The organism is Candidatus Dadabacteria bacterium, from assembly GCA_026706695.1.
Classification (GTDB): Bacteria; Desulfobacterota_D; UBA1144; order Nemesobacterales; family Nemesobacteraceae; genus Nemesobacter.
The window spans coordinates 1-10,437 of record JAPOYE010000102.1; the positions used below are offsets into that span (position 1 = coordinate 1).

At 47.4% G+C, this 10,437-nt stretch carries 12 protein-coding genes and 1 pseudogene; 10 read left to right on the top strand and 3 right to left on the bottom strand.

Annotation, left to right across the window (positions count from 1 at the left end):
• From OXG10_07785 to OXG10_07810, 6 genes are all read left to right on the top strand, one after another.
• Positions 1–706 (top strand): class I SAM-dependent methyltransferase (locus OXG10_07785; GenBank protein MCY3827255.1); only part of this gene is annotated, 706 nt, incomplete at its 5' end.
• A complete protein-coding gene (locus OXG10_07790; GenBank protein ID MCY3827256.1) occupies positions 703–1,518 on the top strand; it encodes a TdeIII family type II restriction endonuclease in 816 nt (271 codons plus the stop codon). The genes OXG10_07785 and OXG10_07790, both read left to right, overlap by 4 nt.
• Position 1,519: 1 nt before the next feature.
• Positions 1,520–1,663: a hypothetical protein gene (locus OXG10_07795; protein MCY3827257.1), complete on the top strand. Its 144-nt coding sequence runs from the start codon at positions 1,520–1,522 to the stop codon at positions 1,661–1,663.
• 112 nt (positions 1,664–1,775) lie between these two features.
• Entirely contained in the window at positions 1,776–2,669 is an 894-nt protein-coding gene (locus tag OXG10_07800) for a DNA adenine methylase (GenBank protein ID MCY3827258.1), read from the top strand.
• Complete coding sequence (locus OXG10_07805; GenBank protein MCY3827259.1) at positions 2,666–3,487, top strand: NotI family restriction endonuclease; 822 nt, start codon at positions 2,666–2,668, stop codon at positions 3,485–3,487. Before OXG10_07800 ends, OXG10_07805 begins: the two co-directional genes overlap by 4 nt.
• A 32-nt stretch (positions 3,488–3,519) precedes the next feature.
• Entirely contained in the window at positions 3,520–4,176 is a 657-nt protein-coding gene (locus OXG10_07810; GenBank protein MCY3827260.1) for a DUF2971 domain-containing protein, read from the top strand.
• Positions 4,177–4,378: 202 nt separating this feature from the next.
• Here the strand turns inward: OXG10_07810 and OXG10_07815 are convergent, their stop codons facing one another.
• The 3 genes and pseudogenes from OXG10_07815 to OXG10_07825 all read right to left on the bottom strand — a co-directional run bounded on the left by OXG10_07815 (position 4,379) and on the right by OXG10_07825 (position 7,523).
• The gene (locus tag OXG10_07815; protein ID MCY3827261.1) at positions 4,379–6,046 is read right to left on the bottom strand and encodes a TIGR02391 family protein; all 1,668 of its coding nucleotides are present in this window, start codon (positions 6,044–6,046) and stop codon (positions 4,379–4,381) included.
• A gap of 4 nt (positions 6,047–6,050) precedes the next feature.
• Complete coding sequence (locus OXG10_07820) at positions 6,051–7,085, bottom strand: DNA cytosine methyltransferase (protein ID MCY3827262.1); 1,035 nt, start codon at positions 7,083–7,085, stop codon at positions 6,051–6,053.
• A 96-nt stretch (positions 7,086–7,181) separates the two neighbouring features.
• A pseudogene (locus tag OXG10_07825) lies at positions 7,182–7,523 on the bottom strand (very short patch repair endonuclease).
• Between the two features lie 465 nt (positions 7,524–7,988).
• Between OXG10_07825 and OXG10_07830 the strand changes: the two are divergent.
• From OXG10_07830 to OXG10_07845, 4 genes are all read left to right on the top strand, one after another.
• Positions 7,989–8,645, top strand: coding sequence for a hypothetical protein (locus OXG10_07830; protein ID MCY3827263.1), 657 nt, complete (start codon positions 7,989–7,991; stop codon positions 8,643–8,645).
• A 97-nt stretch (positions 8,646–8,742) separates the two neighbouring features.
• On the top strand, positions 8,743–9,138 hold the full coding sequence (locus OXG10_07835; GenBank protein ID MCY3827264.1) for a hypothetical protein: 396 nt from the start codon (positions 8,743–8,745) through the stop codon (positions 9,136–9,138).
• On the top strand, positions 9,135–9,485 hold the full coding sequence (locus OXG10_07840; GenBank protein ID MCY3827265.1) for a hypothetical protein: 351 nt from the start codon (positions 9,135–9,137) through the stop codon (positions 9,483–9,485). The genes OXG10_07835 and OXG10_07840 overlap by 4 nt, the downstream gene beginning before the upstream one ends.
• 149 nt (positions 9,486–9,634) lie before the next feature.
• Positions 9,635–10,159 (top strand): hypothetical protein, encoded by a 525-nt coding sequence (locus tag OXG10_07845; GenBank protein MCY3827266.1) that lies wholly within the window; start codon positions 9,635–9,637, stop codon positions 10,157–10,159.
• Positions 10,160–10,437 lie beyond the last annotated feature (278 nt).

Below are 10,437 nucleotides of genomic sequence, written 5' to 3' on the forward strand. Positions count from 1 at the left end.
GATTGCCCCCCAAGCAAGATCAGAACTATTGTACTATCTCCAGTTGATAAAGAGTTGTCGATATCAGGATTTACTCAAAATCATCCTATCCCGTTCCGCACGTTCATCTCGCTTAGTAACTCACTATGATTTGGATTTCCCCAAGAGACCTCAAACCGAACCGTATGAATGCTATAAACACGGCAGAGTTTGTACTCCTACCCAAGAGGCTAACAAGTTCCTGATTCGCTACTCGATTGATACGCTAAACAGGATTAAAGAGTTTGACCGCATAAAATCGGATGCCAGAGTTGAGGTGATTCACGGTGATTCCAGAGAAGTGGACCTACCGGAAGATATTGATATGGTCTTTACTTCTCCCCCCTATGTCGGGTTTATAGACTATCACGACCAGCATAAATACGCCTATGAACTACTGGGATTGAAAAACAATGAAACAAGAGAGATCGGAGCAGCCAAAAGAGGTTCTTCAAAGAAAGCGAGAGAGGAGTATATAGAGAGTATTAACGATGTTCTCCTGCATACTCGCAACTACATGGCTAAGGACGGCATTATGGCTATTGTAGTCAACGATAAGCATGACCTTTACGAACCATCTAAAGTCGGGTTTAAGTCAATCGGAAGGGTAGAGCGTCATGTAAACAGACGCACGGGCAGACGGAGCGGAGCGTTTTATGAAAGCATTTTGATTTGGCAGAAGGCATGATTACAGGGACAACCAGGCAGTCGATAAAGGGATACTTGGAAGGATTTATTCAAGGCATGATAGAGGAAAAAACGGAAAGCGGATTTGACCCCAAAGAACTAAGACCTCAGCGAGAAGCGTCAAGGAAGGGTGATCTCAAGCCTTTTCACGAATCCCTGTTACCTGACGGACTGCTTACGATAACGGAATTTGAGAGGTCTTTTTCTACAAAGTTAGGAACTACTTTTGAAGAATGCGCCAGACTTGTTGCACTTGACAACCATAAAGACGCAAAAAGAAGGCATCGTGTTACAGGAAAAATCTCACTTCAGGCAATCAAGCGTATTGAGGAAATTGTGAGTGAAATTGGTACGGGTGGAATGAAGTCTAAATACCTGGATTTTGTTGAGGAGATTGTCGCTATTGCCGGGAAAGGAGAAAGCGTAGAACGAACCAGTATAGCAGATTTGTATATTGAGAAGAAAGATGGAACAAAAATCTACATCGAGATAAAGAGTCCGAAACCAAATAAAGGGCAGTGCCTAGAAGCTACTGGAAGACAACTGCAAATTCATGGAATAAGTCACAAAGAATCCCCAAGAGTAGAAGCATATTTTGCGTCAGCATACAACCCTTGGGGAGTAGAAAAATCAACTTACAAACACAGCTTCGCTGTAAACTACATGGACTTGGAAGATGAGGTTCTGATCGGCAAGGAGTTCTGGGAACTGGTAGGTGGGACAGGAACGTATGAGGAAGTTCTTGCGATATATCAAGAAGTAGGACAAGAGAAGGGCGCTGATATGTTGGATCAACTCGCTTTAGGATATTGAGATGGGACGCAAGCCTAAAATCATCCCGCACATACCGGGGACTATGAAGCAGATAGTGAAGGCTATGTTTGCAGAAAATGCCAAGTTTGCGAAGGAACAGAGGGCGGAGCAATCAAAAAAGAAGAAAGCGAGGAAAGACAAGTAGTTAGATCAAATTTTGGGAACAAAGTATATAATTCCCAATACAATAATCTCCATAAGCGACGAGGCCAATCAATGTCCAAGTCAAGAAAGCAAGTTGCCGGGAAACGAACCGCATGCCGAGGGCCGGTCGGATGAGTGCGTCTGCTGCGGATTTCCCTGTTTCCCGGGTCCCGGTTGTCAATGTTGCTTCCGTTCCTCAAAGAAGCCCGCTGCGCTACCCGGGTGGTAAGACGTGGCTTGTTCCTCACATCCGCGAATGGCTTCGGCAAACCAAGCCGGAAATTCTGATTGAACCGTTTGCCGGTGGCGGCATAGTCTCCCTCACCGCCGTAATGGAGGGTTTCGTGTCCGCCGCCGTAATGGTGGAGATTGACCGGGATGTCGCTGCTTTCTGGCGGTCGGCGTTGGAGCGCGGGGACAAGTTACGGGAACTGGTGTGCCGGTTTAAGCCTACTATCACGCGGCTTCGCAGACTGGAAAAATCTTCTCCGGCCACACTGGAAGAACACGGCTTTCGCACACTGGTTCTTAACCGTACCCGCCGCGGTGGAATCCTTGCGCCTGGTGCGTCGTTCTGCCGGAATGGAGAAAACGGCAAGGGTGTGCTGTCTCGCTGGTATCCCGAAACCTTGTCATCCAGGCTTTCCGCTATCCGGGGGCACTCAGACAGGATCACTTTCCTTGAGGGGGATGGGATGAAGCTTCTGCCGTTTCTGCTGCGCGGATGGGGGCGAAAGGCCGCCGTGTTCCTGGATCCGCCATATACCGCCAAAGGCGGCAAGCGGGCGGGATCGCGCCTTTACGCGCACTGCAACATTGATCACGCAAGGCTGTTCTCTTTGCTGGCTGAAAACGATACCAATTTTCTGATGACTTATGACGCGGCGCCGGAGATTGCCGACCTCGTGCGCCGGTATGATTTCGATGCGGTCTGTCTCTCGATGAAGAACGGGCACCACAATCATCTGCCCGAGCTGGTCATAACGTCGGATCCTCTTTTCGCATGAAGAAGGAGCGATATGGCATTGCCGAGTGGTTTGGCAATCCGTTCCTGCGGATGCCTGCCGAGCTCCGCCAGTCTCTGGCGCGGGCTTCTCTGGGACATGCGGAACCGCCCCCCTGTCCGTTTCAGCGGGGAAACCCCGTGTGCAGCAAGAAGGGCGGTGTCTGCTCCATCCAGTCAGGCGATAATCCACCGGTGATCACATGCCCGAGGCGCTTTGATGATGACGACCTGCTCCCGAAATGGCTGGCCGGTATCCTTGGCTTCTCGAACGTCTATCTGGCGCGTGAAGTTCCGTTCATGCGTTCGCCCTCAACCGGACGTGCCGCCGGGCGTATCGATCTGGTGGTATCGGGTGATGACGACGCAAAATCGTGGATCGGCCTCGAAGTGCAGGCGGTCTACTTTTCCGGCAAGGGGATGCGGGCGGATTTTGAGTTGCTGCTTGAGAATACCGACGCGGTTCCGCCGCCGCCAACTGCGCTGCGTCGCCCGGACTGGCGCTCGTCAAGCGCGAAGCGGCTGATGCCGCAACTTCAGGTTAAGGGACCGACCCTTAGACGTTGGGGAACCAAATTGGCAGTTGCCGTCGACCTTCCGTTCTTTGAAGCCATCGGCGGCCCGACCGAAACACCGTCACAGGACCTGAACGACGGCGATATTGTCTGGCTGGTTCCACGGATTGCCGACGATTACAGGCTTGAGGCGCACCACTGGGAAGTCCTCTCTCTTGAAGATTCGAACGATCGACTGCTTTCCGCGGAAACGGTGAAGCGGCAGGAATTTGAAGATGTGCTGCGATCAAAACTGAAACGAATTTAACTCCCATTCGTGTAAATGCGCGACCCAGTTATATGGGCAAGAAGAATAATATAGAAGCCAAGTATTTTTATCGCTACACTGATTTAGCCGCTATAATACGTCTGCTGAAAAACCAGCAGATTACGCTTTTGGATCCGATGAAGTGGGACGATAAGAATGACGTTTTTTTCATGCAAAAGTACAAGGAACTCATGAAGGCAGAAACATTGCTTGCAATCTGTTTTGTGCAGGGCGGCGAGACATATCACCACTGGAAACTTTTTTCTGACGGACCGCACGGCGTTTCCATTAATTTTGAAAAAGCCGGACTGCTTTCCGTATTCAAGAAGGACAAGAGAATTAAACACGGTCGTATGCAATATGATCTCATAAAAGACGTGGAAGAATCGTTGGGAGAATTGCCGCTGGAAACCTCGAAGTTGCCGTTTCTGAAACGTTATCCTTACAGGGGAGAAAAGGAATACAGGGTGATTTACGTGGATACTGAGAAACGTTTGAGATTCAAGAGCTACGATATTGATCTGAGCTTGATAAAACGGATCCGGCTTAGTCCCTGGATGCCGAAGCCTCTTGTGAAATCTGTGAAGGAAACCCTGGAATCAATTCGCGGCTGCGCAGGGTTGGAAATTGTTCAGTCTACGGTGACAGACGACAGGAGGTGGAGAAGGATTGCGGAAGAAGTCGACTGAAATACGAAGAATTTCACGTCGGAATTGGTGTTGGCGCGGCGTTCCGGCCAAGTTCCATGAAGATGCCCGCGGAATGTTTCCAGAACCGGGGGGTGTTTGCTGAAGTTGCTGTAAATACGCTGGGGGAGGCTCGAGGACTTGCGCATTCGGGGCGGGCGGGTCGTTGGATTTGACGCGATGTTTCGGGCGAACCAGTCCCAATTTAACTTTTCCGGGAATCGGCGAGTCGGGAAAACAAGTGCGAGAGCAAGCTCAAAGCGTCGAGACAATCTTTCTCCGTGAACAGCCCTGAATCTCTCAGGTCGGCTACCTCCTCATGATTGACCGGATTCCTGCAACCGGAAATTACCCCCATCGACAAATGTTTTTGCCCATCTTCTATATTCTCTATGGTCTGGACTTGAAAATCCCCGCCGCCGGGTTTTTTGAAATCTTCCGCGACTCGCAAAGCTGTTGGACCTTTATTTCCTTTTCCGAAAACTTCGCCCATCATGCTCGCTTCGCTTGAGTTTTTGCTCCTGGATTTTTTTCTTACCTCGGCGACGTATCTTTTCACCGCTTCCTGAAAAGCTCTGTAATAGTCTTCGTTCTGATAGTCAGTTTCCGAGGCTTCTTTTATTTTCGGGTGTAGGTGCCGCCAATGATATCTCGGGTATTCTGGCACAATTTGATGAAGTTTCTCGACGACTTCGACTTGCACGTCCCCGGCCAGTTCGGAATCATCTCCCAGAATGTTCTCGACGACCGGAGTGATCTTTCTTCTGATATCGTCCGGCAATTTGTCGAACCATTCGGGTATGTTTATTCCCGTTTTTTCTTTCAACCGCTTGTTTCTCTTTTTTCTTCGCTTCTCACGCCAATCTCTTTCCAGCCACCTGATGAGTTTTCGCAAATGAACGCGGAGTTTTCGGGTTTCTTCGTGCTCCCAATTGAGGGACTGTCTGTTGGTCGCTATGACGTCGTCTGGGAATTCATCGATAAAGTCGACCTCGAGCCAGCCGGTCAGATACGAGAAAAAGTGACTCGAAGTGCTGTTTGAGAAGTATTCCGGCCGATTCACCATCTTTTTTCTCGAAAACAATGTGATGCCGCGCATGTTGGTTTTCGGGGGTATCGGTTTTTCGGTCGCCATCAAGTGTCCTTTGATCTCGCCCGCTTTTTCGTAATCGCCTTCGTCTTTGTAATCGTCGGGGATTTTCCACTCGACTTGTTTTTTCAAATCTTCATATTTTTTCTCGTTGGAAACAATTATCGGGTCTTCCGAGTTGCGACGTATCTCGATTTCGAAATCGGGTTCGAGGATAAACATTTTCGAAAGACTGTTCGCCAAATCTTCGGCGGAAAAATCGCTTTTTCTCCGTATTTTCCTCAGGATTATTTTTGTTCCGTGCTCCCCATGCGGACAACTACGGTCGCGTTTGAGGATTCTGGGTTCGTATTCTTTTTCCTCTTTTTTTATATCTTCCCAGTTCATCCGAAAGATGTTTTCTTTGGCGTTTTTTCTCGTGGAAATTTCTATCTCGTGAGCAATGCCGAAGAACGACAGTTTCCCCAATCCTTTTTTCCCGATGATTTTCCTTCCGAGTCTCGGAGTGAAATCCGTTTCGTCGTGCTCCCTGCGATTTCTTCCGATTCTCAGAAATTTCTCGTTTATCTCGTCGAAGGACATGCCCGCCCCGTCGTCCTCGACGATGATCTCCTTATTCTTTTCGGAGTCGTTCAGCGTCAACAAAACGTGTTCCGCGTCCGCGTCGTGCGCGTTGGCGATCAATTCCGCGAGTATCGGTGGCAGAGTGGAATACATGCGAACACCCAAGTGTTCGATGGTGTCCGGCTCGAACGTCATCTTTAATTTCTTTCTTCTGGGCATGATTTTAATTATGCGTGTTTTCGAGAGACGACACTATCCGTTCCCCGATCAATTTGGCGAAATCCGGGGGGAAGGCATTTCCAATCATCTTGGCTATGGGTCCCATTCCGGTGCCGATAAATTCGTAATCTTTTGGGAAAGTTTGCAAAGTGGCTCCCTCTCGCAAAGATAGCCCTCTGTCTTCTTCCGGATGGGCGAAGCGACCGTTGGTCACGCTGAAAAATTTCGTGGTGATCGTCGGGGCGGGTCTGTCCCACCACATGCGTCCGTAAGTGTCGGGAAACTTTTTCTCGTCGGAAGCGTAGCAAGGCAATCGGTACGCCTTTTTGTTCTGCCAGCACGATCTGTCGCCGCCGTCTTTCCTCGTCATTCGCAGACGCTCCAAGTTTTTTGCGCTCAAGCCTGCCGCAGCGTGCAAGAATTTTGTTTCGTCTTTTGTGCCGGCCTCGATTCTCGGAAAGCCGTTCGCCGTGCCGAGAACGTCTCTGACGGTCCTTGTTTTACCCGTCGGTTCCGGCAGGGATATTTCCGAAACGCGGGAAGCCAACAGTGTGAAACGGCGTCTTTTTTGCGGAATGCCGTACAGAGACATATCCCTGACGCCTCGTGCGACGTCGTATTTCATGTCTTTGAGAGAGGTTATGAATTTTCCCAAGGGACTTTCAGGATTCGAAGAAATTCCCGGCACGTTCTCGACGACCACGAACCCCGGTTCGAAATATTCCACGAATCTCTGAAAATCCATAATGAGATTTTTCGATTTTTCGGATTTTTCTTTGTTTGTTTGTATGATGCTCCAAAATTGGCACGGCGCGCAACCGGCGAAAATCATGCGGTCGTCTTTTTTTTCGATTTTTATATCTCGCTCCAAGTCCTCGGGCGAATATCGCGTCATGTCTCTTTCGAGAAAAACTGCCCCTTCGTTGTTTTTTTCAAAAGTGGCCTTGCAAGAACCGTCGTTGTCGATTCCCGCGAGGACATGGATTCCCACGGCTTTCAATCCGTGGGTCAGACCTCCGGCTCCAGAAAAAAAATCCACGGCTTTGAGTTCGTTTTTCTTTCCCGTGTCGAAAAACGAACTCTTTCGCTTTATCGTCTCGAAATCGAACTCTTTACTTTTCAAATCGTGTTCCCAGATTCTTATCACGTTCCATCCTTTCTCCCAATAGTGCGCGTTCACCTCGTCGTCCCGCTGTTTGTTCTTCTTTATCTTGTCTTCCCAGAACTTCGCTCTGGTTTTCGGCGGACGGTAATGTTTTTCGCATCCGTGCCAAAAACACGAATCTATGAAAATCACCGTTTCGTATTTTGGCAGAACGACATCCGGTTTTCCGAAATACTTGCCGGAATTTTTGAGATAGCGAAAACCTTGGTTCCAGAGCTTTTTTCGAAAAGAAACTTCCATTTCGCTGTCCCGACTTTTCACGCGAGACATGATTTCGCTTCGTTTCTTTTTTGAAAATATGTCCGTACGCATATCGAATTGCGTCAATCGAGTCGCGGTCAAAACCCGCGAAAACTATGTTTCCATACGGAAGCACCCTCGGGTCAAGTTCCCCGTTCCTCCTTATATTCTTCCAGAATTTCTTTATTCCATTTGGAAAGTTTCGATTTTCTTCTCGTCCTGATTACGTTTTTTCTCGGTCCCTGCAAGCATGTAAGCGCTTTTTTCAATTCCTTTTCCCATCGGGCGACATCGACTGACAAGCATGTTTTTGATTTTTCGTTCGCCGCCGCGGCTCTCGAGATCGCAGAAAGGTAAGTTTCCGAAATTTGCTTTTATTGAGTCTCGAGGATTTCACGTCGGCTTTTTATGCGCTCTGTACAAGAACCGGAATTTTTTAGGTATTGACATGAAATTATATCCTATTTTGCGGTATCCTTCATCAAGCTTAAATCAAGCGTTTTTTTACTCGGCACTCTTGGTTAAGGAAGTGAAATCATGAAGACTGCCAAATTGGTTCCCCATGAGGATCTGCCCGCAACCGATTTGGTCATAGATGCTGTTTATGAAGGGAGAGGCACTCGGTTATCCGGCGAACCGATCTCAGAACTGCTTAAAGTGCGTAACGTGGGAGGATTCAGGGTTTCGGGATCTGAGGAAAAGAAAAACTTTATCGTTCTCTACACCAGCGGAGAAAGCGGGGACTGGCCCGACCAGTTGGATGTAAACACAGGTAGGTTTACCTATTACGGCGATAACAGAAAACCCAGACGCGGACTTCATGCCACCGATGGCAACAGGATATTGAGAAAAGTATTCGATTCGCTTCATTCGAATCGGTCGAAAACCCCGCCGTTTTTTGTTTTCAGAAAACCCCCGACAGTTTCCAACTCCCTGTCCGTTCGATTCAAGGAGCTTGCGATTCCCGGCTTTCTGGGTCTGCCTTCGACTGAAGACTTGGTGGCTGTCTCGAGAACATCGGACGAACAGCGCTTTCAGAACTACAGGGCGGTTTTCACAATTCTCGATGTTTCGGTAATTATACCCCTTGGATTTTCGGAACGAGAACAAACACCTGATTTTGCCGGAGAATTCAATATCTTAGAACAGGATACAATGCTAGCCAAAGTTTACAAACTAACGGACGATCGATAAAATGAAAACGAAAATGGAATTGCTGTGGAGAAATCTTATAGTTGATGAATTAAAAGAAAACCTAGCCAAATTCCAAAGAAAATCTAGGGGTAATTAAATGGCATGGATATCACGCTCAAAGCTATTTGAAAGGCTCGGAGCGCCTCTCAGGAACCTCCGCTGGTCTTGGGGAGCGGTTTCTAAGTCGGGGAGAAAGGTCTACTTGGCAGTCTGGGAAGACGAGCTCTGCACAATGAAAGGAAAGAAGGTTGTGAGATTAACTAACTATAGGACTTCCGCCGACAGGCATGGTTACAAGGAGAGATTGGAGCAAATAGAACTTATAGAGAAAGGAGCCAAGGTCTATGGCGTTCTATGCACGGCTAAAGATTCATCTGAGAGCCCACGAAGCCTTAAAGATTTCAACAGGGAAGAACTGCTAGTGGGTGGCAAACTTATTAAAAATGCTGGCGACTGGTGGCTTGAAGATAGAGGGAGGAAAGCAATTACATGAAGATTCAGTTGTCGGGGTGGAGCGATGGGAATTGGCGTGATGGAGAAGGTAAGGGAACATTCGGACTCAGTGTGGGAGAAAAAGGCCGGGAGGAGTGGTTTAGCGAGGAGTGGTTGGAAGTTGTGGTTGAACTGCCGACTCCACACGGAGAGGCTCCTCAAATTGCAATAGAATTGTTGCCACCATTCTGGGACAAGTGTCCTGAACTCAGGCACGAGAAGATAAGAGAATGGATGATTGACCGAGGGGATATAAACACCTCGGGTCGTCCGTGGCCGATGAGGCAACCGCCGAAATACGAAGCCGAACTGACCGGAAACCACCTGCGTATAATCCGACGACTTTAGCGCTAGCCAAGCTTGGTTGGTGTTGGCTTAGTTCTTTTCTTTTGGAACTTACATACATAACTAGACAATAACCGCAATTTGCTGATACGACACTCTCCTTGGTGTTCTTTGTATAATAAAAATATACGAGTACCAAGGAGGTAATTACGGTGTCAAGATGGAATATTCTTTTTTATATCATACAAGCGATATTTCCGACTTCTTCTTTGTCTGGTTGGATTTATACATGGTTGTCTGGAACACATAAATTTCTTGGAGTGACAGAGATAGGACCTTTTGAATGGTATTTAATATTTCAAGCTTCTGTTGTTGCCATAATTATCATTAATTGGCCTCGTGTTGTGAGGTTATGGAAATACTATACCAAAAGAGATCAACATGAAGAATTAGAGATTATCGCAGGAAAGTTTTTGGTAGCAGAGAGGTTTATTGAAGTCACGGGCGGTTCTAATCCGGCACTTGTGTATGAATATGAAAAGGCGAAGGACAATCTTATGGCAAAGCTAATGGAGTTAGATTTCGTTATTTTAAATGATGCGAATCATTCTAAATTTATGGAAAAATTTAAGTGGTTTGCTTTCAGATTATCGGTGGAATTAAGAAAGACAAAATATAATAAGCTTCAGAATCTTTGGGAGAAAACTTGTAAAGAGATTGAACCGGAGAACTCTTGACATAACTAGACAACTTCCCAACTCTAACTCTCTCCCGACTAAAGAATAAGTTAAGATTACCTCTCAAAAAAATTGGGAGGTAACTAATGTGTTTGAGATAACATGGTCAAAATTTTCTGGGAAAATAAATAAAGTTATTTTCCTTCTGGAACGGTAATGGAGAGAAGCAAACTCCCTCTCCGCAGGTGGGCTATCGCTTGTTTCTTCTTATACTGAAACAGACAGTCTCCGTGGCGAGTTCGTATCAAATGTTGCGACCTGGAGCAAGACTGACAGTC

Bases quoted from the DNA above. Each gene is read 5' to 3' on its own strand.
- OXG10_07790 (MCY3827256.1), top strand. From the start codon at position 703: ATGATTACAGGGACAACCAGGCAGTCGATAAAGGGATACTTGGAAGGA.
- OXG10_07795 (MCY3827257.1), top strand. From the start codon at position 1,520: ATGGGACGCAAGCCTAAAATCATCCCGCACATACCGGGGACTATGAAG.
- OXG10_07800 (MCY3827258.1), top strand. From the start codon at position 1,776: ATGCCGAGGGCCGGTCGGATGAGTGCGTCTGCTGCGGATTTCCCTGTT.
- OXG10_07805 (MCY3827259.1), top strand. From the start codon at position 2,666: ATGAAGAAGGAGCGATATGGCATTGCCGAGTGGTTTGGCAATCCGTTC.
- OXG10_07810 (MCY3827260.1), top strand. From the start codon at position 3,520: ATGGGCAAGAAGAATAATATAGAAGCCAAGTATTTTTATCGCTACACT.
- OXG10_07815 (MCY3827261.1), bottom strand. From the start codon at position 6,046: ATGCCCAGAAGAAAGAAATTAAAGATGACGTTCGAGCCGGACACCATC.
- OXG10_07830 (MCY3827263.1), top strand. From the start codon at position 7,989: ATGAAGACTGCCAAATTGGTTCCCCATGAGGATCTGCCCGCAACCGAT.
- OXG10_07835 (MCY3827264.1), top strand. From the start codon at position 8,743: ATGGCATGGATATCACGCTCAAAGCTATTTGAAAGGCTCGGAGCGCCT.
- OXG10_07840 (MCY3827265.1), top strand. From the start codon at position 9,135: ATGAAGATTCAGTTGTCGGGGTGGAGCGATGGGAATTGGCGTGATGGA.